The organism is Pseudomonas sp. NY15372, assembly GCF_048068215.1.
Taxonomy (GTDB): Bacteria; Pseudomonadota; Gammaproteobacteria; order Pseudomonadales; family Pseudomonadaceae; genus Aquipseudomonas; species Aquipseudomonas guariconensis_A.
Genome location: NZ_JBLUPY010000014.1, coordinates 77,168 through 99,255 on the forward strand (window position 1 = coordinate 77,168; position 22,088 = coordinate 99,255).

Sequence of the window (22,088 nt, forward strand, 5' to 3'; positions counted from 1 at the left end):
AACGCGCCGCGGCGGCTGTGTTTCAGGTCAGGCGAGCGAGGCGGCCTGTTGCAGATTCATCGATCGGGTTTCGGGTGCCAGCGCGAAGGAGAACGCCAGGCCGACGAAGGTCACTGCCGCAGCGGCATACATGGTTGCGCCGATTCCGTAGGTATCGAGGACAATAGGGACCAACCAGGTACCGACCGCAGCGCCGACCCGCGACATAGAGGTGCCCACACCCACCGCGCCAGCGCGGATTTCGGTAGGGAACAGTTCGTTGGGGTAAACAAGCTGCAGCACTTGGGCACCGCCGATAAACAGGGCGTAGGCGCCGAACAAGGCCAAAATCAGCATTTCCGAACCGCTACTGAATACGCCCAGGCCCAGCAACGCCAGCCCCGACCACAGGAAGCTGTGCAGCAGTGTGGTACGTCGGCCAAGGCCGTTGATCAGGCGTGTGGCGATGATGCAGCCGACCACGAACAGACAAGTGATGGCGACCGAGCCGATCGACGCCCATTCACCTTTGAGGTTGAGCGCGCCGAGAACCTTCGGGGCGAAGGCATAGACGGCGAACACCGGAATGACCGAGCACGTCCAGAACATGGTGACGAACAACATGCGCTTGCCATAGCCGGAGTGCAGCAGGCTGAGGAACGACAGTTTTCGGGTTTTGGGCTCTTCTGGCAGGTTGCGCAGAGAGAAATCTTTGCCATATACACGCTTGATAATCTGCTCAGCCTCGGCGCTGCGGCCCTTACTGATCAGCCAGCGTGGCGACTCAGGCGTACCAAGGCGCAACATGAACAAAACGCCACCGACTACTGCTGCACTGGCCAGGACCATACGCCAGGCATCATCGCCACCGTGGTGAAGAATCGCTTCCCCAACCATGTAGGCCACAGCTGCGCCTGCGAACCACAGTACAGTGAGGGTGGCCAGACGAGGGCCCCGATTCTTCTTGGGCAGGAACTCGACTAACAGCGAAGTGGCGACCGGATACTCAATGCCGACCGCGATGCCAATGGCAAAGCGCAACAAGAACAGCGCAAGCGCCGACTCAACCCAGAACTGTGCGACCGAGGACAGAACGAACAGGGTCGGGCCGACGAAGAAAACGCGTTTGCGACCAAAGCGATCGGTCAACCATCCGCCGAAGAAGCCACCGAAAAAAATGCCGATCAGCGCCGAGGCCGCGATCATGCCCTGCCAGAAGCTGGAAAGGCCAAGCCCTACGGACATCTGCGCCATGGCCACGCCAACGATGCTAAGCACATAGCCGTCAACGAACGATCCGCCGCCAGAGCGTACCGTCAGAAACTGATGAAAACGATTAATAGGTACGTCTTCGATTGATACATTGGAATTTGTCATTGTTTTCTCCTGCTACGACCAACGTGCAGTCTGTTTAAGGACGAACGGGCCCGCGAAGCTGAAAACGTATTCAGCTCCGTCTTGTCGAAGTGCGCTTCGACCCTAAACAGCACGCAATAGAAACCGCAGGCCAGATAAATGTTTGCCCGGCAAATATCAATAAGTTACAGCGTCTTAAATTAACTTAGCTTTCTTTTCCGGCGCGGTACTGTCCCCATTTCAGATTCAGGTTCAAACCCAGCGACACCAAGGGCGCCGGTGGATTCGCGCACGGTCCCGGTGCCTGGCGAACAAAATCGATCAGTTCATTTTTTTCACCGGCCAGCCAGTCAGCCAAAAGTTTGCCGGTAGCGGTGCCGCGAGTAACACCCAAGCCGTTGCAGCAAAGGGCACCATAAACGTTAGGCGCCAACTCTCCAAAATACCCCATGTGGTTTCGCGACATTGCAAGTGCACCGCCCCAGGTGTATTCGAAGGGCATGTTTGGCAGCATCGGGAATCGACGTTCGAAGGCGTCACGATGACGAACCACGAAGCGTTCGAGGTATTTGCGATTGGCACGGCCGTCGGGGTTGAAACTGAAACTGTTACGGATCAACAAACGGTTGTCTGGCGTGCGACGCACAGTGGTGCCGAATGGATCAGCGGGAATGACGCCCCAGTATGGCTTGCCGCCTAGCCTCGCCTGCTCCTCTTCGTTCATCGGCCGGGTCAGGCTGGCATAAGTGAATACCGGCAGCATGCGGCCTTTGAGGAAGCCGAAACTCATACCGAAAGCATTGGTGGTGAGGACCAGCTGGTCAGCCGTGATCGAGCCATTGGCATGCTTGAGCAAGGTCTTTGTGCCGTATTCAATTTCAGTGATCGGCGTCTGCTCATACAGCGTGACATTCGGCGGCAGATTATCTGCCAGCCCTTTTACCAACGCCGAGGGCTGAATAAGAGAAGTACCCGGAGTGAACAGCGCCTTGCGGTAGAAATGGGTGCCGATATGCTCTGGAAGCTGATCGGCGTCAATCATCTCGTAAGGCTGATCGAGTTTGTCCAAGCCGCGCCGGTAGGCATCCAAGACGGCAATGCCGCGTGGCTCTACGGCAGCTTGATACTTGCCGCAATGCTTCATCTGGCAATCGATCTGATAGCGGTCCACCAGTTCCTTGAGGAATGACTGTCCGCTGAGATTGAGCTTTAGCGTGGTCCTGGCGATGGCGATGTCACCGATGTAGTCATCGGCGCCGATGTCGTGAGGCAGGTCGATGGCAAATCCAGCATTGCGTCCCGACGAACCGAACCCCACTTCCTGGGCCTCAAGCAGCACGACCTGGTCATCCGGAAAATTCAACGCCAGCTGACGTGCAGCAGCTAACCCGGTAAATCCAGCGCCGACAACAACCCACCGTGCGGCGGTGTGCCCACGGTGCGGAGCTTTGATCTGCCGTCCTTTGCTCAAGTGGTACCAACCACACGTGGTGTCGTCAGCGGGCAATGAGGTGATCTTTGTCATTTCAGGAACCAGATATTGTTGTTAGCGTCTGTTCCTCATCACGCCTCGCCATACCCGGCATCCTGCCCGGTATTGGCGCGCGGTGAGCATTACTTCATAAGGCCAGTGCCACTTCCATCCCTTGGGGCGCCGCGTACTCGGCCATGCGGCGACGGGACAACTCGAAGTGCTCGCGCACAAGCTGTCCGGCAGTTTCAGGGTCTCGACGCTCGATGGCTTCGATCATTTGATCGTGCTGCTGGCAGGCGAGCTCTAGGTCGCGCTGCATGTCATCAGTGGTCGGGTGTCGATAGAAGATCTTGCCCAGCCTTGTGTGGTCGATCAGAAGGCGCCGCAGGCTGGGCAACAAGTAGTCGTTATGCGCCATCCGGCCGATCTCCAGATGGAAGGCATCGTTGTAGAGCACACGGTTTTCCACATCGCGCTCTTCAATGGCCTGGCGGAACATCGCCTGAATGGCCTTGAGCCCCTCGATTTCACGCACAGTTGCATGTGTCGCCGCCAACTGGGTCGTCGCTATGTAGATCAACGGCGCTGCCAAGAAAAAGCTATGTAGGGAATCGTGGTTCATCGCAGCCACGCGAGGCGCGCGATTAGCTTCCAATTCGATGTAGCCCTCTGCAGCGATTTGTCTGAGCAACTCGCGAACCGGCGGGCGAGACAGGCCGAACTCTTCACTCAAGGCCAGCTCATCGACTACCGCGCCAGGTGCCAGCTCCATGCTCAGGATGCGTCGACGCAGGGCATCAGCAAGGACGCCCTTGCGGTCCAGCGGCACTTCACCGATCAGTGGATGAGCCTCAGCGATTGCTTTCATGGCGGCTTTCTTGGTTTTCATATTGTTGTGTCTACAATTTGTATAATGAATATAGGGGTCGTTAGACAATGTGTCTACTGGTTTTTCGACCATCGGTAAAGCGTGATCACGATGACTCGAAGCGCACATTTCTGTCCGCGACAATATCATGCCAACCCACGACCATAGCGGTGTCCAGCACACCCGCCGCAAAGCCTGATGACATCTAGGCTCGCGGGTATTCTTTAGAAATTATTTAGGTATACACAAAGAATACAATCGCGTTGACGAGGGTCAGATCCCGTGCCAGTCTGCATCAAACAGTGATCACTCCGAGTTTTGGTGAACGGTGGGGAGTTCCATGAGAGGCGGCAAAAATGAGCTGTACGAGGATCTGAAAAGCCAGATTCTGACCATGGAGCTCAGCCCCGACCATTGCTGGACGAGCTGGGGCTAAGCGAACGATACGGGCTATCGCGTACCCCTGTCCGAGAGGTGTTTCGCCGCCTGGCAGGTGAAGGCTATCTGGACATACAGGAACATCGTGGTGCCCGAGTGGCACCGATGAACCACAACACCCTGCGTAACTTTTTCCTGGTGGCGCCCATGGTGTATGCCGCCGTCGGACGACTTGCCGTTCAAAACTACAAGCCCGCTCAACTGCGCGACCTGCATGCCACCCAGGAACGTTTTCGCACGGCGAGCCAAGTTCGCGACCCTCGGGCGATGGTCGTTGAGAACAACCGCTTCCACGAGATCATGGGCGAAATGTCTGGCAACCCTTATCTCGAACCCAGTCTTGGCCGCCTGTTAATCGACCACGCACGTATCGGCCACACCTTCTTCCGTCCACGAAACAGCGACATGGAGCGCCACCTGTACTTGGCCATCGAGCATCACGACAGCTTCATTGAAGCTTTCAGCCGGCATGACGAAGGCGCGGTAGTCGATTTGGTGTTCGAACACTGGGAGCTTTCGCGCTGCAACATGCAGCTGTTTATCGCCCCGCAAAGCCTGGTTGAAGACGTTGCCCGCGATATCAACAGCGGCTGACACGCGCTCGTAAGACAGTTTTGCAATACCCGCCATGGACGGACGTTGGCCGACCACGGATGCACGCAGGTGAATTTCAACAAAAACAGGGCTCAACGCCCTGCCACCACAATGCAGGAGTTCAACATGAATCGTATCCGCAAGGCACTGTGCGCAATCGCAATGATCGGTTTAGGGCTGTGTCAGGCCCATGCCGAAGAAAAGGTCATCAACATGGGCACCCTGTCCTGGGAAGACCTCACGCCCATCACCGGGATCACCAAGAAAGTACTGGAGGACGCCGGCTACACCGTCAAGGTGACTTCGTTTTCGGAGTGGGGCATCGCTTACGCGGCCTTGAGCAAGGGTGACGTGCAGATCCTCGCCTCGCAGATCGACTACGTGGCCCAGGATTTCTGGAACCGTAACAAGAGCCGCCTGGAAAAGATCTCGCCGGTTTCTCACGGGCTGTACCAGGCGATCGCGGTGCCCAAGTACGTGCCAATCGACTCGATTGAGCAGCTCAACGAAAACGCTGACAAGTTCGGCAACAAGATCGTCGGGATTGAACCCGGGTCGGGCTTGATGAGTGATGCCGCCAAAGCGGTCAAGGCTTATGACCTGAAACTCAACCTGCTCGAAGGCAGCACCGCAGCCATGACGGCAGCGCTGAAATCCGCGGTCGACCGCAAGGAATGGGTAGCCGTGACGCTCTGGGAGCCGACCTGGATGGCCCTCAAATACGACACCAAGTTCCTCAAGGATCCGAAAGGCGTGTTCGCTCCAGCGCAAGGCTACTACTGGATCGGTCAGAAAGGCTTCTCAGCGGAAAACCCCCAGGCCCGCGAGGTAATCGCCAGCGTTTATGTACCCCTGACGGACATCAGTGCGATCAACAGCGCAGTGAACGATGGCAAGACAATGGACCAAGCCGTGAAGGAATGGACCGACAGTCATGCCGATCTGCTCAAGCGTTGGGAAAACATCAAAAAATACTGACAGCAGCGTTTCACCTTGCCACTGCCGAACTTGAAACAAGAACACACCAGAAAAACTCTGGTTCGGGTGCACACATGAATACCAAGAATGTTGTTGAAACACTGGTCGATTGCCGCGGTGTCTGGAAGATCTTCGGCGACCGCGCGCCGGCCGCCATGCAGGCCTACCGCGAACGCGGCCTGACCAAGACCCAGATTCTCCAGGATTATGGCTGCGTTGTAGGCGTCTCCGACGTCAATCTGCAGGTACGCCGCGGCGAGATCTTCTGCATCATGGGTCTCTCTGGCAGTGGCAAATCCACGCTGATCCGGCTTCTCAATCGCCTGATCGCTCCTTCCAGCGGCGAAATACTGGTCAAGGGTCGCGACATCGCCCACCTGGACGCTGCCGCACTGCGGGAAGTACGTGCCAAGCATATCGGCATGGTGTTCCAGAGTGTCGCCTTGCTGCCACATCGCACTGTATTGGAAAACGCAGCCTTCGGGCTGGAAGTGCAAGGCCTGTCCAAGGGCAAACGCCATGAGGTGGCCGGGCGCGCCCTGGCCAAGGTTGGGCTGAGCGATTGGGCCAACCGCTACCCCGCCGAATTGTCCGGCGGCATGCAACAGCGTGTCGGCCTTGCCCGGGCAATCGCTTCCGATCCTGAGGTGATCCTGATGGACGAGCCGTTCAGTGCCCTGGACCCGCTAATCCGTCGACAGCTGCAGGACGAGTTCAGGGAACTCACCAAGTCCCTGGGCAAATCCGCTGTGTTCATCACCCACGACCTGGAAGAGGCCATTCGCATCGGCGACCGTATCGCCATCATGAAAGATGGGGTGATCATCCAGGAAGGCACCGCCGAAGATATCGTGCTCAACCCGGCCGACGACTATGTAGCAGAGTTCGTCGCAGGGATCTCGCGTCTGCACTTGGTCAAAGCCCACTCCATCATGCAGCCGCTTGCCGAATACAGTGCCCACCACCCGCACGAAAACCCCGAGCTTTTGCAATGCGCGGCCCCCGAGAGTGATTTGGATTCTCTTATCAACCTGTTGATTCGCTCAGGCCACGACGCCGTGGGCGTGCGCGAGAATGGAGCATTGCTGGGAGTGATAAGCCAGCGTGACTTGCTGCGCGCCGTTCAAGGTGTAAGGGATGACGAAGCCCCTACGCAGGCGCGTACGTCCGTGGGGGGTCTCGCATGAACCCCGAAGACTTTGCCTCTGCCTTCGATGAGCGCATCGACAATGCCTTGATGTGGCTATCCGACAATGCTGCCGGCCTGTTCGACCTGTTCAACGACCTGCTCAAAGCGCTGTACCAGGCTGTTTACACGGTATTGGAGGTACCCCCTTTCTATGCCGTGGCATTGGTGTTCGCCCTGCTGGCATGGCGCCTGGCCGGGTGGCGCTTTTCGCTTGGCACCTTACTGGCACTGCTAATGTGCGCGCTGATGGGCTTGTGGTCGCAAACCATGAGCACCCTGGCATTGGTACTTACCGCGACCAGCCTGGCGTTGATAATCGGTATTCCCTGCGGGGTAGCGGCCGGCCTCTCACCTGCAGTGAATCGCGTCTGCGACCCGGCCATGGACCTGATCCAGACATTGCCGCCCTACATCTATCTGCTGCCTGCCATCGCCCTGCTGGGCTACGGCACTGGCACAGCACTCGTGGCAACGGTCATCGTGGCTGTTCCGCCAGTGCTACGTCTCACCGCGCTGGGCATCCGCATGACGCCAAAGGCGTTTCTGGAGCTCGGGAACGCAAGCGGTACTACCGGCTGGCAACAATTCGTCAAGATCCGCTTGCCGTTCGCCATGCCAAGCATCATGACAGGTATCAACCAGAGCCTGATGATGGCCTTTGGCATGGTGGTCATCGCAGGGATCGTCGGCTCTGGGGGGCTTGGAGAAGTAATTTATAGCGCCATCCGGACGCTGGACATCGCCCGCTCGATTAACGCTGCCATCGCCATCGTGATCCTCACCCTGATCCTTGATCGGCTGGCCCAGAGCGGCATCCGCACTGCCGAGGAGGCGCGTCATGGCGCTCACTGAAATGAATATCTCCCCCGGCGCCTACCTGGCGCCCCTGTTCGACTGGCTGAACACCAACATGCACGGACTGTTCACGGTCATTAGCCGCTTCGTCGAGACCATGCTAGGCGCGGTCGAGGCGCTGCTGTTGCTGCCACCGGCTTACGCAATGATTGCTGGCGTATGCATCTTGACAGGGCTGTTCATCAACCTACGCACCGCTGGGCTTGCAGGTGCGCTGCTGGGCTTTTGCTGGCTCAGTGGTTTCTGGACCGCTTCCATGCAGACCATCGCCTTGGTGTCCGTGGCTGTACTGATTGCGGTGGCCGTGGCCTTCCCGCTGGGCATCCTTGCAGCTCGGGTAAAACGTTTCGACAACGCCGTAAGTCCGCTGCTGAATGTGATGCAGACCGTCCCGCCATGGGTGTACCTGATCCCCGCAGTGATCATCTTCAGCCTGGGCAAAGTGCCGGCAATCATGGCCACGATTATTTATGGCATTCCGCCGATGCTGCGTCTGACTACCCTGGGCTTTCGCCAGGTACCCAAAGACCTGCTGGAACTAGGCCAAGCCACCGGCGCGAAGCCCAGCACCATCTTGTTCAAGATCGAACTTCCAAGTGCCATGCCTACCCTGCTGGTAGGCCTCAACCAGTGCATTCTGATGTCGCTGGCCATGGTTGTACTGGCCGGATTGGTCGGAGCAGGCGGCCTAGGCGCCGAAGTCACCCGCGGCCTGACTCGCATGGAAATGGGGCTTGGCCTACGTGCGGGCTTGGCTATCGTCGCCGTGGCGTTACTACTCGACCGGCTCTCACGTGGCCTGCTCAGCCGTCGAGCAGGGCCGCAACTTCAATAAACCCTAAAGACACAGCGGGCCGTTCAGGCCCGCCACTACTACTTGCCTGAACAAAGAGAAACACCCGTTGCGCCCGACTCGTATCTTCAGCAATGCCCTGAACGGGCACAACTCCCGTTTTACCCGCTCGGTCGAACAGCCCACCAATCAACAAATGCGCGTGGGCTTTCTTTTGCTCCAGCACTTCTCCCTGTTAGCCTTCACTCAGGCATTGGATACCTTGGTTACCGCCAATCTGATTCAACCAGAGGCCTGTGTGAGTACTCTCTTCAGCTTGGACGGCCAGTCAGTAATCAGTGACCTTGGAATCGACATTTCTCCTGCCGCATCGTTGGAGAAAAGCCTCAAAGTACCACTGGATTTACTGGTGATTTGCGGAGGCCTGCGTACCGCGCTGGTAGCTTCGGCAGACTTGAGCACGTGCCTGCAAGGCTTGGCAAGAAAGGGAGTTGCCTTGGCCGGGCTGTGGAACGGCGCCTGGTTCTTGGGGCAATCCGGATTGCTTGACGGCTACCGCTGCGCTGTTCATCCAGAGCACCGGGGGGCCGTGGCAGAAATCGCCCGCCACAGTCACGTAAGCACAGACAGCTTCGTGGTCGACCGCGACCGCTTGAGCGCGGCGAGTCCTGCAGGTGCATTCAACATGGTGCTTGAATGGTTAGGGCAAAGAAGAGGCACAGCACTGACTGATGGCATCACCGCCATCCTCGCGTTCGAGGCGTCCCGTTACCGACGTACCATCCCGGCCCCCCACACCAACCTCAGCGAGCCGCTACGTGAAGCGATCAGCCTGATGGCCGCAAACCTTGAAGAGCCCCTGAGCCAGGATCAGATAGCCGAATACGTTGGTCGTTCAAAGCGACAGATCGGACGTTTGTTCCAGCATCAACTGGGGACAACTCCTGTGCGCTACTACCTGGAGCTGCGCATCACTGAAAGCCGACGGCTGCTGCAGCATTCCGACTTGCCTCTATTGGGCGTGGCTGTGGCCTGCGGGTTCGTCTCTGCAAGCCACTTCAGCAAGTGTTATGCCTCGTTCTTCGGATACAGTCCCTCGAAGGAAAAACGCTTTGCCTGCGTTAAAAGCATGCAGCGCGAACCCAGTTGACCTAGAGCCCGCTCGCAGATGTTCGGCGGAACGGGCTTCCAATTTCACGCAGTCTCAGTCGTCGAGAGCGGCATCACCTGCCCATGGCGCCGGCTGTTGATCACACCTATTACCAGGATCACCAACGCCAAGCTGATGGTTAGCGATACCTCCAATCGGTGTTGGGGCATCACGAACATCACGCCCAATGCGAAGATGATGAAGCTAATCACCCCATAGGTAAGCCATGGGTAGAGCCACATCTTGAAGGCAATAGCTTGGTTCTGCTTCTCTAGCACGGCTCGCATGCGTAGCTGTGAGAAAGCGATGGCGAGATATACCAGCAAAGCAATCGACCCCGAGCTGGCCAACAGAAACGCAAACACCTCGGACGGTGCGAAGTAGTTGATGATGGTGGTCACCATGCCAATCAGTGTGCTGCCTATGACTGCAGCGCGAGGTACACCGGCTCCCGAAGTACGACCTATGGCTGTCGGTGCATCTCCGCGCTTAGCAAGAGAGAACAACATGCGCGAAGCGATGTAGATAGACGAGTTCAGGCAGCTGGCCACCGCCACTAACACCACAATGTCTACCATCAGCTTGGCATAGGGAATGTTCATGATCTCCAATGCCCGTTGATAAGAACCATGAAGTGGCAGCAGCGGATCATTCCATGGCACCACCGATATGATGACGAAGATAGAAAGCAGGTAAAACACACTTATCCGCCAGATCACCGAGCGTGTCGCCTTGGCGATATTTCGGGCGGGGTCAGCAGACTCGGAAGCAGCGATAGTGACCGCTTCAGTGCCGAGGTAGCTGAACATGGTGGTGAGCAACGCACCAATGATGGCCGTCCAGCCATTCGGCATGAAGCCGCCATGGGCGCTCATCAGGCTTGCCAGACCGCTGACTTCGCGTGCCGGCAGTGCCCCTGCCAGAGCGAATCCGCCTAGTGCGATGAAGGCGACAATCGCGATCACCTTGAGCATGGCGAACCAGAATTCGAACTCACCGTACTTGGCTACGCTGAACAGGTTTGTAGCGGTGAGTAGCACTGTCATCGACAACGCGAAACACCAGGGTTGAACACCGGGAAACCAGTTGTTCAGCACAACGCCGGCAGCAATCGCCTCGATCGGAATCACCAGCACCCAGAACCACCAATACAGCCAGCCAATGGTGAATCCGGCCCAGCGGCCGATTGCACGATCTGCATAAGTGGAGAAGGAACCGGTGTCAGGACTCGCCACTGCCATCTCGCCGAGCATCCGCATTACCAGCACTACCAGAGCGCCAGCAAGCGCATAGGCAATGATTGCTGCCGGACCTGCCGCAGCGATCGCTTGTCCGGAACCTACGAATAAACCCGCACCGATCACACCGGCAATCGACAACATGGTCACATGTCGAGGCTTGAATCCCTGCGCCAACTGATCGCTGGCTTTCCCAGAGGTCGTCATAGTCATTATGGTCCCTGCTTTTGCTTTTATTATGGGTATGGTGTGGTGCCAGGGGCACTTCACCGCTTAACCATAGAGAGCGAAAACAGGGCTCAATTGACTAGGTGGGACATCAAATGGAGTGAGACGGACATATCCCTGGGCTACACAGCGTCAATGAGGTGAGGGTTTGCATCTGGCGCTCAGTACCGTGGCGATCACCACCAGCGCCGCTCCAGCGCCCATGCGCAACGAAGGCTGTTCGCCAAATAGCCACCAAGCACAGGCGATGGCATACACCGGCTCCAGCGCAATGATCATCCCAGCCGTGCGCGCCTGCAGGCCATCCAGACTCTTGACGAAAAGAAATTGTGAAAGCCCGGTGCAGAAAACGCCCAGCAGCGCCAGGTTTACCCAGTCATCAGCCCGCAGGCTGGCGTTGGCGAGGTGGCTGAACGCAAATGGCACCATCAGCGCTGCCACCACCACGTTCTGCCAGAACGCGATCTGCAGGGCGTTCATCCCCGCAGTGTGGCGACGGTTAGCCACCGCCAGCAGAGCGAATGACAAGCCCGAAGCCAATCCCCAGACCAATCCGACTGTGCCCTTGTCGAGCAGGTCGAACGAAGGAACCACCAATACTAGCCCGGCTGTCACCATTAGCAGCAGCAGGCCTTCGGTTTTACCGATACGCTCACGAAATAGCAGCAAGTCTATGAGAGCGATGAACGCGGGGAAGCTAGCGAAGCCGAGAGTAGCGACTGCTACGCCCCCCACCTTCACAGCAATGAAGAACGTAACCCAGTGGGCGGCCAATAAGGTGCCAGTGAGGCCAATGACCGGTAGGTTGCGCCAGCTCAAGGCGTCCAACAGGCGAGTGCCCTTGAGGCCAGCAACAAACCCAAGGGCAATGAAGGCAAATGTCGCTCGGCCGAAAGTGATTACGCTGGCATCGGCGAGAATCAATGCCCCGAGGATACCCGTAAGCCCAAACAACACCGCAGCGACGTGTGCGGCGAGCAAAGCGTTGCGATGACCGGTGGATACACCGGTGCTGGAAGCAGAAGTAGCGATCATGGCAGTCAAGTCTTCAATAAGCGCGCGAACGCGTTCCGCGCGGCGCGGTGCGGCGTTAGAAACGTAGTGAGTTCTATTTTTTTAGGAGTGCTACCGGATTGCCGGTGCAAGGGCGCCGCAGCATTGGAGTTGTAGACGAGGCTGCTTACTCGAGAAACTGCAACAGCTGGCCTGTGGCGCGAGGCGAGCCGTTATGTGAATTATTGAAGGTAGGTGGCTTGATCGACCGTTCGGCGAGGACAGGATCTTGTCCAAAAAAGACGTCGATCATGTCTTAAGTCGACATTGCGCAAGCGGCGCATGATCCTGCCTGGAGAATTAATGAACTCCTAGTGAAGTGTTTCGCAAGTAACACTCATATTTTTCGGCCTAAGCCGATTAAAGCCATTGCGTCCTGGCCACCCCATCGCCTCCGCGAGCCTCTTTACCTCGATTGTCTTCAGCACGTGATGGGTGCCGAGCTGATGCAGGGTCCACGGAAGGTCGATGTGCCAGCTGAAGTGCAGGTTACGCCGCACGTAGGATGCGAGCGATTCATCGGGCTGTATGGGCAATGGCATTGAGGGCGCCGAAGCAGGTTACGTGAAAGGAAACGGAAGAAAGGAAGGCCGTCTAGAGAGAGGGAGCCAGGGGCGGCTCCCTCTCTGCGACAGTTTTTAATCTCAGAAACAGCTTTTAATCTCCGAGATCACCGCGTATCGAAACCGAATCACCTTATTCCACAGTCACCGACTTCGCCAGGTTACGCGGCTGGTCGACGTCAGTACCCTTGAGCACCGCCACGTAGTACGACAGCAGCTGCAGCGGGATGGTGTAGAGGATCGGCGCCAGCGCATCGATGATGTGCGGGACCTTGATCACGTGGGTGCCTTCGCCGTTGGTCATGCCAGCCTGTTCATCGGCGAACACCACCAGCTCGCCACCACGGGCACGCACTTCCTGCAGGTTGGACTTGAGCTTCTCCAGCAGTTCGTTGTTCGGTGCCACTGTGACCACCGGCATGTCGCTGTCCACCAGTGCCAGCGGGCCGTGCTTGAGCTCGCCCGCGGGGTAGGATTCGGCATGGATGTAGGAGATCTCCTTGAGCTTGAGCGCACCTTCCATGGCCACCGGGTACTGGGCGCCACGGCCGAGGAACAGGGTGTGATGCTTGTCGGCGAACAGTTCGGCGGTCTTCTCGACTATGCCGTCCATTGCCAGCGCTTCGCCCAGGCGGGCCGGCAGGCGGCGCAGTTCTTCCACCAGTTCGGCCTCGACACCGGCTTGCAGGGTGCCGCGCACCTGGCCCAGGGCCAGGGTCAGCAGCATCAGCGAAACCAGCTGGGTGGTGAAGGCCTTGGTCGATGCCACGCCGATTTCCGGGCCGGCCAGGGTCAGCAGGGTCAGGTCGGATTCGCGCACCAGCGAACTGATACCTACGTTGCAGATAGCCAGGCTGCCCAGGAAGCCCAGCTCCTTGGCGTTGCGCAGCGCCGCCAGGGTGTCGGCAGTTTCGCCAGACTGGGAAATGGAGACGAACAGGGTGTCCGGCTGCACCACCACCTTGCGGTAGCGGAACTCGCTGGCCACTTCCACTTGGCAAGGAATGCCGGCCAGTTCTTCCAGCCAGTAACGGGCGACCATGCCGGCATGGTAGCTGGTGCCGCAGGCGACGATCTGCACGTTACGCACCTTGGCGAACAGCTCGGCAGCCTGTGGGCCGAAGGCTTGGACCATGACGTGGTCCTTGCCCAGGCGGCCTTCCAGAGTGCGCTGGACCACGTTCGGCTGCTCATGGATCTCCTTGAGCATGAAGTGGCGGTAGGCACCTTTATCGGCGGCTTCTGCACCTTCGTGATATTGCACGGCCTCGCGCTGCACCTTGTGCCCGGCTTGGTCCCAGATGCTCACCTGGTCACGGCGGATCTCGGCGATGTCGCCTTCTTCGAGGTACATGAAACGGTCGGTGACCTGGCGCAGTGCCAGCTGGTCGGACGCCAGGAAGTTTTCGCCCAGGCCCAGGCCGATCACCAGCGGGCTGCCGCTGCGCGCGGCGACCAGACGGTCCGGCTGCTGCTTGCTGATCAGCGCCAGGCCGTAGGCGCCATGCAGGCGCTTGACCGCCGCCTTGAGGGCATCGGTGAGGTCGGGGACGGTCTTGAGGGTATGGTGGATCAGGTGGACGATGACTTCGGTGTCGGTTTGCGAAGCGAAGACATAGCCCAGGTCCTTGAGCTCTTCACGCAGGGCTTCATGGTTCTCGATGATGCCGTTGTGCACCACCGCCACGTCGTCGTTGGAGAAATGTGGGTGGGCGTTGGTTTCGCTTGGCGCACCATGGGTGGCCCAACGGGTGTGGGCGATACCCAGCTGGCCGGCCAGCGGTTCGGCTGCCACGGCGGCCTCCAGTTCGCTGACCTTGCCAATGCGACGGCGACGCTCCAGCTCACCGGCCTGGGTGAAGACCGCCAGGCCGGCGCTGTCGTACCCGCGGTATTCCAGGCGCTTGAGGCCTTCGATGAGGATGGCGGTGATATTACGTTCGGCTACGGCCCCAACGATTCCACACATGATTATTGCTCCTGGCTGATCGCGGCGCAGATCAGGTTGATGCCGCGGGCTTGAATCTGTTCGCGTGCCTCCATCGGCAGGCGATCGTCTGTAATGAGGGTGTTGACGCTGCCCCAAGGCAGCTCGAGGTTAGGGATCTTGCGCCCTACCTTGTCCGACTCGACCATGACGATCACTTCCCGGGCCACCTCCGCCATCACCCGGCTCAGGCCGAGCAATTCGTTGAAGGTGGTGGTACCACGGGCCAGGTCGATGCCGTCGGCACCGATGAACAGTTGGTCGAAGTCGTAAGAGCGTAGTACCTGCTCGGCGACCTGGCCCTGGAAGGATTCGGAATGGGGGTCCCAGGTGCCGCCGGTCATCAGCAGCACCGGTTCATGCTCGAGTTCGCTGATGGCGCGAGCCACGTTCAGGGAATTGGTCATCACCACCAGGCCAGGCTGGCGGCCCAGCTGAGGAATCATGGCGGCCGTGGTGCTGCCGCTGTCGATGATGATGCGCGCATGTTCGCGGATACGCCCTACCGCTGCCTTGGCGATCGCCTGCTTGTGGCTGGACACCGGTTGCACGGTTTCCACCAGCATCTCCTGGGGGACGGGAATGGCGCCGCCATAGCGGCGCAGCAGCAGGCCGTTGGCTTCGAGCGCGGCCAGGTCCTTGCGGATGGTCACCTCGGAGGTTTCGAAACGCTTGGCCAAGGCGTCCACGCTCACCTCGCCCTGCTCGTTGAGCAGGGCCAGGATATTGTGTCGACGTTGGGGGGTGTTTCGTTTCGACATTTCGGGTTTAAGTTTCGATTCGAAAGATAATGGTTGCAATCAAAACCTAAGATGCGGGATTCGTCAAGGGATCTGCGCTTTCAGGCCTAGGGGCTGCTTGGCAGCCCTTGCACTGCTAAAGGGCCGCACAGCGGCCCAACCCTCAACAAACAAAAAGGCCGACTTATTCACATAAGCCGGCCTGTACATAACGGTCTGTGGATAACTCAGTCTTTCTTGATCTTCTCTGGCCGCTTCCAGCCGTCGATGTTGCGCTGCCGTGCACGCCCGACCGCCAGCTGGCCAGCTTCAACGGTCTGGGTAATGGTCGAACCAGCAGCCGTGGTGGCGCCGGCCTGGATTTCCACAGGCGCGACCAGCGAATTGTTCGAGCCGATGAACACGTCCTCGCCCATCACCGTCTTGAACTTGTTGGCCCCATCATAGTTGCAGGTGATGGTGCCTGCGCCGATGTTGGTGCGCGCGCCAATCTCGGCGTCACCCAGGTAGGTCAGGTGACCGGCCTTGGCGCCTTCGCCCAGGTGAGCGTTCTTCAGTTCGACGAAGTTACCCACATGGGCCTTGGCCTCGAGCACACTGCCGGGGCGCAAACGGGCGAACGGGCCGGCATCGCTGCCCTCGCCCATCACGGCCCCTTCAAGGTGGCTGTTGGCCTTGATGATCGCGCCCTTGCGCAGGGTACTGTTCTTGATGACGCAGTTGGGGCCGATCTGCACGTCGTCCTCGATCACCACCTTGCCTTCGAGGATCACGTTGATATCGATCAGCACATCGCGACCAACGGTCACTTCGCCACGCACATCGAAGCGCGACGGGTCGCGCAGGGTCACGCCCTGGGCCATCAGGCGACGACCTTCGCGCAGCTGATAGTGCCGTTCCAGCTCGGACAGCTGGCGACGATCGTTGGCGCCCTGCACTTCCATCGGGTCGTGGGGCTGCTCGGTAGCGACCACCAGGCCATCGGCCACGGCCATGGCAATCACGTCCGTGAGGTAGTACTCGCCCTGGGCGTTGTTGTTGGACAGCCGGCCCATCCAGTCGGCCAGGTGCGCTGCAGGCATGGCAAGGATGCCCGTGTTGCCTTCCTTGATCGCCTTCTGTGCCTCACTGGCATCCTTGTGCTCGACGATCGCCGCTACCTGGCCCTGTTCATCGCGAACGATACGGCCGTAGCCAGTCGGGTCTTCCAGATTGACGGTCAGCAGGCCCAGCTGGCTGTCGCTGACCTTGGCCAACAGGCGCTGCAGGGTTTCCACCTCGATGAGCGGCACATCACCGTAGAGCACCAGCACGGTGTCTGCGGTAATCGCCGGCAGCGCCTGGGCCACGGCATGGCCGGTGCCCAGTTGTTTGTCCTGCATGACGAAGTTCAGGTCGTCTGCAGCCAGGCGCTCGCGTACCAGTTCCGCCCCATGGCCGATAACCACGTGGATACCCTTGGGCTGCAGCTGGCGAGCGCTGTGGATAACATGGCCCAGCATGGAATTGCCGGCGACCGGGTGCAGTACCTTGGGCAACGCCGAGCGCATGCGGGTACCTTGGCCGGCGGCGAGAATAACGATATCGAGAGACATTGACTGGCTACCAATCCTGGGCGGTCAGTGGCATGACCGTGTAATGGGAATTCAAAAAAGAAAAAGGGTAGCCGATGGCTACCCTTTTTCTCAATCTGCATGAAGCCTGCGGTATCAACCGCCGAATTTCTTGCGGATCTGCTGGACGGTACGCAGCTGGGCTGCGGCCTCGGCCAGACGTGCGGATGCGGCACTGTAGTCGAAATCCGCGCCTTTCTCATGCAGGGCCTTCTCAGCTGCCTTGACGGCATCCTGAGCGGAGGCTTCGTCCAGGTCGGCTGCACGCTGCACGGTGTCGGCGAGTACCTTGACCATGTTCGGCTGCACTTCCAGGAAACCACCGGAGATGTAGAACACCTCGCGATCGCCACCCTGCTTGGTCAGCGTGATCGGACCAGGCTTGAGATTGGTGATCAGCGGCGCGTGGCCTGGAGCGATACCCAGATCGCCCAGGTTGCCGTGCGCTACTACCATCTCGACCAGGCCGGAGAAGATCTCTCCTTCCGCGCTGACGATATCGCAATGGACTGTCATAGCCATCTGCTTGCCTCAACCTGATTAGCGCCCCTTGCGGGGCGCCGGGATTACAGTTTCTTGGCTTTCTCGATCGCTTCGTCGATGCTGCCGACCATGTAGAACGCTTGTTCTGGCAGGTGGTCGTAGTCACCTTTGAGGATGCCGCTGAAGCCAGCGATGGTGTCTTTCAGGGAAACGTACTTGCCTGGCGAACCGGTGAAGACTTCGGCCACGAAGAACGGCTGCGACAGGAAGCGCTGGATCTTACGAGCGCGGGCTACCAGTTGCTTGTCGGCTTCGGACAGTTCGTCCATACCCAGGATCGCGATGATGTCCTTCAGCTCTTTGTAGCGCTGCAGAACATACTGGACCTGACGGGCAGTTTCGTAGTGCTCGTTGCCGATCACGTTCGGGTCCAGCTGGCGCGAGGTCGAATCCAGTGGGTCGACCGCTGGGTAGATACCCAGGGAGGCGATGTCACGGGACAGAACGACGGTGGCGTCCAAGTGGGCGAAGGTGGTGGCTGGCGACGGGTCGGTCAAGTCGTCCGCAGGAACGTAAACGGCCTGGATCGAGGTGATCGAACCTTCTTTGGTCGAAGTAATACGCTCTTGCAGAACGCCCATCTCTTCGGCCAGGGTCGGCTGATAACCTACTGCCGAAGGCATACGGCCCAGCAGAGCGGATACTTCGGTACCGGCCAGGGTGTAACGATAGATGTTGTCGACGAACAGCAGAACGTCGTTACCTTCGTCACGGAACTTCTCAGCCATGGTCAGGCCGGTCAGCGCTACGCGCAGACGGTTTCCTGGTGGCTCGTTCATCTGACCGTAGACCAGCGCTACCTTGTCAAGAACGTTGGAGTCCTTCATCTCGTGGTAGAAGTCGTTACCCTCACGAGTACGCTCACCCACACCGGCGAACACGGAGTAACCGCTGTGCTCGATGGCGATGTTACGGATCAGTTCCATCATGTTTACGGTCTTGCCGACGCCGGCACCACCGAACAGACCAACCTTACCACCCTTGGCGAACGGGCAGACCAGGTCGATTACCTTGATACCGGTTTCCAGCAGGTCGTTGCCGCCTGCCTGGTCAGCGAACGAAGGTGCTTTCTGGTGGATACCACGACGCTCTTCTTCGCCGATCGGGCCAGCTTCGTCGATCGGGTTGCCCAGAACGTCCATGATACGGCCCAGGGTGGCCTTACCAACCGGAACGGAAATGGCAGCGCCGGTGTCGACGACATCCAGACCGCGCTTCAGGCCTTCGGTGGAGCCCATCGCAATGGTACGAACCACGCCGTCGCCCAGCTGCTGCTGAACTTCCAGGGTGGTTTCCGCGCCTTGTACTTTCAGCGCGTTGTAAACACTCGGCACGACGTCACGTGGGAATTCCACGTCGATGACGGCGCCGATGATTTGAACGATACGTCCGCTACTCATAGCTGGATCCTCTGAATATTTGAACCGTTAAACCGCGGCAGCGCCGCCGACGATTTCCGAGATCTCCTGGGTGATCGCAGCCTGACGCGCCTTGTTGTAGATCAGCTGGAGTTCGCTGATCAGGTCACCGGCGTTGTCTGTGGCGTTCTTCATGGCGATCATCCGGGCCGCTTGTTCAGCAGCGTTGTTCTCGACCACCGCCTGGTACACCTGCGACTCCACGTAACGCACCATCAAGCCGTCCAGCAGCTCTTTTGCGTCGGGTTCGTACAGGTAGTCCCAGTGATGCTTGAGATCCTGATCCGGGGTTGCCACCAACGGTACCAATTGCTCGACCGTCGGTTTTTGGGTCATGGTGTTGATGAACTTGTTCGAAACCACCGAGAGGCGATCGATACGGCCGTCCAGGTAGGCGTCCAGCATTACCTTGACGGAGCCGATCAGGTCGTTGATCGATGGCTCTTCGCCCAGATGGCTGATCGCGGCTACGACGTTGCCGCCAAAGATGCGGAAGAAAGTCGCACCCTTGCTGCCGATCACGCACAGGTCGATTTCCACGCCCTGTTCGCGGTTTTCGTTCATGTCCTTGACCAGGGCCTTGAACAGGTTGGTGTTCAAGCCACCGCACAGACCACGGTCACTGCTCACCACGATATAACCGGCGCGCTTTACAGGGCGCTCGATCATGAACGGGTGGCGGTATTCCGGGTTGGCGTTGGCCAGATGACCGATCACCTGGCGGATACGCTCCGCGTAAGGACGGCTAGCAGCCATGCGCAGTTGAGCCTTGCGCATCTTGCTGACCGCCACTTTCTCCATGGCGCTGGTAATTTTTTGCGTGCTTTTGATGCTCGCAATCTTACTGCGAATCTCTTTTGCGCCTGCCATGTATCACCTATCAGGTTAGCAAGCGGGGGCCGGAGCCCCCGCTGCGGCTTACCAGGTCTGGGTGGCCTTGAACTTCTCGATACCGGCTTTCATGCCAGCGTCGATTTCGTCGTTGAAGTCACCCTTCACGTTGATCTTGGCCATCAGTTCGGCGTGATCACGGTTGAAGTAGGCGATCAGTGCTTGCTCGAAGCTGCCGACCTTGTTGACTTCTACGTCAGTCAGGAAACCACGCTCAGCGGCGTACAGCGACAGGGCCATGTCCGCGATGGACATCGGCGCGTACTGCTTCTGCTTCATCAGCTCGGTTACGCGCTGACCATGCTCCAGCTGCTTGCGGGTCGCTTCGTCCAGATCGGAAGCGAACTGGGCGAATGCAGCCAGTTCACGGTACTGAGCCAGAGCGGTACGGATACCACCGGACAGCTTCTTGATGATCTTGGTCTGAGCGGCACCACCAACACGGGATACCGAAACACCGGCGTTAACTGCAGGGCGGATGCCCGAGTTGAACATGGCCGATTCCAGGAAGATCTGACCGTCGGTGATGGAGATCACGTTGGTCGGAACGAACGCGGAAACGTCGCCAGCCTGGGTTTCGATGATCGGCAGTGCGGTCAGCGAGCCGGTCTTGCCAGTTACGGCACCGTTGGTGAACTTCTCGACGTACTCTTCGGAAACGCGCGATGCACGCTCCAGCAGACGGGAGTGGAGATAGAACACGTCGCCTGGGTACGCTTCACGTCCTGGCGGACGGCGCAGCAGCAGGGAGATCTGACGGTAGGCAACGGCCTGCTTGGACAGGTCATCGTAAACGATCAGTGCGTCTTCACCGCGGTCACGGAAGTATTCACCCATGGTGCAGCCGGCGTACGGGGCCAGGAACTGCAGTGCGGCGGATTCCGAGGCGCTGGCGGCAACAACGATGGTGTTGGCCAGGGCGCCGGCTTCTTCCAGCTTGCGCACGACGTTGGCGATGGTCGACTGCTTCTGGCCAACGGCCACATAGACGCAGAAGATGCCGCTGTCTTTCTGGTTGATGATCGCGTCGACCGCCATCGCGGTCTTACCGATCTGACGGTCACCGATGATCAGCTCACGCTGGCCACGGCCAACCGGGATCATGGCGTCGACCGACTTGTAGCCAGTCTGTACAGGCTGGTCTACCGACTTACGCCAGATAACGCCCGGAGCGACCTTTTCGACCGCGTCGGTTTCGGTGGTGGTCAGAGGACCTTTACCATCGATCGGGTTGCCCAGCGCGTCAACGACGCGACCCAGCAGGCCCTTGCCGACCGGCACTTCGAGGATGCGACCGGTGCACTTGGCGCTCATGCCCTCGGCGAGGGAGGTGTACGCACCCAGTACCACCGCACCTACGGAGTCTTGCTCCAGGTTCAGTGCCATACCGTATACGCCGCCCGGGAACTCGATCATTTCGCCGTACATAGCGTCGGCCAGACCGTGGATCCGCACGATACCGTCGGAAACGCTTACGACGGTACCTTCGTTACGGGCTTGGGAGCCGACATCGAGCTTCTCGATGCGACCCTTGATGATTTCACTAATTTCGGAAGGATTGAGTTGCTGCATTGCTCTGCTGCCCCTTCAAACTCAAGATTTCAATGCTTCGGCCAGTTTCGCGATCTTGCCGCGAACCGAGCCATCGATTACCAGGTCGCCGGCGCGGATGACGACGCCGCCGATCAGGCTGGCATCCTCCGACGCGTGCAGGCGCACTTCCCGGCTGAGCCGTGCACTGAGAACCTTGGCGAGTTTGTCTTGCTGTTCTTGGTTCAACGCAAAAGCACTGGTGACTTCCACGTCCACGGATTTCTCTTGCTCGGCCTTGTACAGGTCGAACAGAGCCGAAATCTCCGGCAGAAGCAGGAGACGGTCGTTTTCCGCGGCAACATGAATGAAATTCTGTGCCTGTGCATCGAACTTGTCACCGCAGACTTCAATGAATGCGGCGGCCTTTTCTGCGCTTGTCAGTCGCGGGGCCTTGAGCAGGCGCTGCATGGTGTCGTCTTCCGACACCGCAGCAGCCAGGCCGAGCATGGCTGACCAATTGGCCAGTTGCTGATGGGCCTGGGCATGCTCAAAGGCAGCCTTAGCGTAAGGTCGGGCCAACGTGGTCAGTTCTGCCATGATCGCCCTC

18 protein-coding genes and 1 pseudogene are annotated in these 22,088 nt (G+C 58.8%); 6 read left to right on the plus strand and 13 right to left on the minus strand.

The genetic code is table 11. From position 1 onward, the window contains the following. Positions 1–27: 27 nt before the first annotated feature. The 3 genes from ACNFG0_RS12905 to ACNFG0_RS12915 form a co-directional block, all read right to left on the minus strand. Positions 28–1,356, minus strand: a complete 1,329-nt coding sequence (locus ACNFG0_RS12905; protein WP_416765104.1) for an MFS transporter — start codon at positions 1,354–1,356, stop codon at positions 28–30. A gap of 184 nt (positions 1,357–1,540) precedes the next feature. Then, complete coding sequence (locus ACNFG0_RS12910; RefSeq protein WP_416765106.1) at positions 1,541–2,860, minus strand: NAD(P)/FAD-dependent oxidoreductase; 1,320 nt, start codon at positions 2,858–2,860, stop codon at positions 1,541–1,543. Between the two features lie 94 nt (positions 2,861–2,954). Then, complete coding sequence (locus ACNFG0_RS12915) at positions 2,955–3,677, minus strand: GntR family transcriptional regulator (RefSeq protein ID WP_416765124.1); 723 nt, start codon at positions 3,675–3,677, stop codon at positions 2,955–2,957. A 340-nt stretch (positions 3,678–4,017) separates the two neighbouring features. On the opposite strand from ACNFG0_RS12915, the pseudogene ACNFG0_RS12920 reads away from it, so the two are divergent. From ACNFG0_RS12920 to ACNFG0_RS12945, 6 genes and pseudogenes are all read left to right on the plus strand, one after another. After that, a pseudogene (locus tag ACNFG0_RS12920) lies at positions 4,018–4,709 on the plus strand (GntR family transcriptional regulator). 126 nt (positions 4,710–4,835) lie between these two features. After that, on the plus strand, positions 4,836–5,687 hold the full coding sequence (locus ACNFG0_RS12925) for a glycine betaine ABC transporter substrate-binding protein (protein WP_416765126.1): 852 nt from the start codon (positions 4,836–4,838) through the stop codon (positions 5,685–5,687). Between the two features lie 74 nt (positions 5,688–5,761). Then, positions 5,762–6,874 carry a quaternary amine ABC transporter ATP-binding protein gene (locus ACNFG0_RS12930; protein WP_416765108.1) on the plus strand — a complete coding sequence of 371 codons (1,113 nt, stop codon included), beginning with the start codon at positions 5,762–5,764 and terminating at the stop codon, positions 6,872–6,874. Then, a complete protein-coding gene (locus tag ACNFG0_RS12935; protein ID WP_416765110.1) occupies positions 6,871–7,728 on the plus strand; it encodes an ABC transporter permease in 858 nt (285 codons plus the stop codon). The genes ACNFG0_RS12930 and ACNFG0_RS12935 overlap by 4 nt, the downstream gene beginning before the upstream one ends. Then, entirely contained in the window at positions 7,715–8,566 is an 852-nt protein-coding gene (locus tag ACNFG0_RS12940) for an ABC transporter permease (RefSeq protein ID WP_416765112.1), read from the plus strand. Before ACNFG0_RS12935 ends, ACNFG0_RS12940 begins: the two co-directional genes overlap by 14 nt. Before the next feature lie 67 nt (positions 8,567–8,633). Further along, on the plus strand, positions 8,634–9,674 hold the full coding sequence (locus ACNFG0_RS12945) for a GlxA family transcriptional regulator (protein WP_416765114.1): 1,041 nt from the start codon (positions 8,634–8,636) through the stop codon (positions 9,672–9,674). A 44-nt stretch (positions 9,675–9,718) separates the two neighbouring features. Here ACNFG0_RS12945 and gabP read toward each other — a convergent pair whose 3' ends face one another. The 10 genes from gabP to ACNFG0_RS12995 all read right to left on the minus strand — a co-directional run bounded on the left by gabP (position 9,719) and on the right by ACNFG0_RS12995 (position 22,078). Next, positions 9,719–11,125, minus strand: coding sequence for a GABA permease (gene gabP, locus ACNFG0_RS12950; protein WP_416765116.1), 1,407 nt, complete (start codon positions 11,123–11,125; stop codon positions 9,719–9,721). A gap of 147 nt (positions 11,126–11,272) precedes the next feature. Next, positions 11,273–12,175, minus strand: a complete 903-nt coding sequence (locus tag ACNFG0_RS12955; RefSeq protein WP_416765117.1) for a DMT family transporter — start codon at positions 12,173–12,175, stop codon at positions 11,273–11,275. A 714-nt stretch (positions 12,176–12,889) separates the two neighbouring features. Then, the gene (glmS, locus tag ACNFG0_RS12960; RefSeq protein WP_196166915.1) at positions 12,890–14,725 is read right to left on the minus strand and encodes a glutamine--fructose-6-phosphate transaminase (isomerizing); all 1,836 of its coding nucleotides are present in this window, start codon (positions 14,723–14,725) and stop codon (positions 12,890–12,892) included. A gap of 2 nt (positions 14,726–14,727) precedes the next feature. Further along, positions 14,728–15,504 (minus strand): DeoR/GlpR family DNA-binding transcription regulator, encoded by a 777-nt coding sequence (locus ACNFG0_RS12965; RefSeq protein WP_196146718.1) that lies wholly within the window; start codon positions 15,502–15,504, stop codon positions 14,728–14,730. A 206-nt stretch (positions 15,505–15,710) separates the two neighbouring features. Next, a complete protein-coding gene (gene glmU / locus ACNFG0_RS12970) occupies positions 15,711–17,078 on the minus strand; it encodes a bifunctional UDP-N-acetylglucosamine diphosphorylase/glucosamine-1-phosphate N-acetyltransferase GlmU (protein WP_416765119.1) in 1,368 nt (455 codons plus the stop codon). A gap of 114 nt (positions 17,079–17,192) precedes the next feature. Then, positions 17,193–17,618 (minus strand): F0F1 ATP synthase subunit epsilon, encoded by a 426-nt coding sequence (locus ACNFG0_RS12975; protein WP_043214185.1) that lies wholly within the window; start codon positions 17,616–17,618, stop codon positions 17,193–17,195. Positions 17,619–17,662: 44 nt separating this feature from the next. Beyond that, entirely contained in the window at positions 17,663–19,039 is a 1,377-nt protein-coding gene (atpD, locus tag ACNFG0_RS12980) for a F0F1 ATP synthase subunit beta (RefSeq protein ID WP_023383132.1), read from the minus strand. Between the two features lie 27 nt (positions 19,040–19,066). Further along, a complete protein-coding gene (gene atpG, locus ACNFG0_RS12985) occupies positions 19,067–19,927 on the minus strand; it encodes a F0F1 ATP synthase subunit gamma (protein ID WP_023383133.1) in 861 nt (286 codons plus the stop codon). A 48-nt stretch (positions 19,928–19,975) separates the two neighbouring features. Further along, positions 19,976–21,520, minus strand: coding sequence for a F0F1 ATP synthase subunit alpha (atpA, locus tag ACNFG0_RS12990; RefSeq protein ID WP_196146720.1), 1,545 nt, complete (start codon positions 21,518–21,520; stop codon positions 19,976–19,978). Between the two features lie 21 nt (positions 21,521–21,541). Then, positions 21,542–22,078 carry a F0F1 ATP synthase subunit delta gene (locus tag ACNFG0_RS12995; protein ID WP_023383135.1) on the minus strand — a complete coding sequence of 179 codons (537 nt, stop codon included), beginning with the start codon at positions 22,076–22,078 and terminating at the stop codon, positions 21,542–21,544. Positions 22,079–22,088 lie beyond the last annotated feature (10 nt).

Excerpts from the sequence above, each read along its gene's own strand:
- ACNFG0_RS12940 (WP_416765112.1), top strand. The coding sequence starts at position 7,715 with ATGGCGCTCACTGAAATGAATATCTCCCCCGGCGCCTACCTGGCGCCC.
- ACNFG0_RS12995 (WP_023383135.1), bottom strand. The coding sequence starts at position 22,078 with ATGGCAGAACTGACCACGTTGGCCCGACCTTACGCTAAGGCTGCCTTT.
- atpA (WP_196146720.1), bottom strand. The coding sequence starts at position 21,520 with ATGCAGCAACTCAATCCTTCCGAAATTAGTGAAATCATCAAGGGTCGC.
- ACNFG0_RS12935 (WP_416765110.1), top strand. The coding sequence starts at position 6,871 with ATGAACCCCGAAGACTTTGCCTCTGCCTTCGATGAGCGCATCGACAAT.
- gabP (WP_416765116.1), bottom strand. The coding sequence starts at position 11,125 with ATGACTATGACGACCTCTGGGAAAGCCAGCGATCAGTTGGCGCAGGGA.
- atpG (WP_023383133.1), bottom strand. The coding sequence starts at position 19,927 with ATGGCAGGCGCAAAAGAGATTCGCAGTAAGATTGCGAGCATCAAAAGC.
- ACNFG0_RS12905 (WP_416765104.1), bottom strand. The coding sequence starts at position 1,356 with ATGACAAATTCCAATGTATCAATCGAAGACGTACCTATTAATCGTTTT.
- glmS (WP_196166915.1), bottom strand. The coding sequence starts at position 14,725 with ATGTGTGGAATCGTTGGGGCCGTAGCCGAACGTAATATCACCGCCATC.
- ACNFG0_RS12925 (WP_416765126.1), top strand. The coding sequence starts at position 4,836 with ATGAATCGTATCCGCAAGGCACTGTGCGCAATCGCAATGATCGGTTTA.
- ACNFG0_RS12910 (WP_416765106.1), bottom strand. The coding sequence starts at position 2,860 with ATGACAAAGATCACCTCATTGCCCGCTGACGACACCACGTGTGGTTGG.
- ACNFG0_RS12930 (WP_416765108.1), top strand. The coding sequence starts at position 5,762 with ATGAATACCAAGAATGTTGTTGAAACACTGGTCGATTGCCGCGGTGTC.
- ACNFG0_RS12915 (WP_416765124.1), bottom strand. The coding sequence starts at position 3,677 with ATGAAAGCAATCGCTGAGGCTCATCCACTGATCGGTGAAGTGCCGCTG.
- glmU (WP_416765119.1), bottom strand. The coding sequence starts at position 17,078 with ATGTCTCTCGATATCGTTATTCTCGCCGCCGGCCAAGGTACCCGCATG.
- ACNFG0_RS12955 (WP_416765117.1), bottom strand. The coding sequence starts at position 12,175 with ATGATCGCTACTTCTGCTTCCAGCACCGGTGTATCCACCGGTCATCGC.
- atpD (WP_023383132.1), bottom strand. The coding sequence starts at position 19,039 with ATGAGTAGCGGACGTATCGTTCAAATCATCGGCGCCGTCATCGACGTG.
- ACNFG0_RS12965 (WP_196146718.1), bottom strand. The coding sequence starts at position 15,504 with ATGTCGAAACGAAACACCCCCCAACGTCGACACAATATCCTGGCCCTG.
- ACNFG0_RS12975 (WP_043214185.1), bottom strand. The coding sequence starts at position 17,618 with ATGGCTATGACAGTCCATTGCGATATCGTCAGCGCGGAAGGAGAGATC.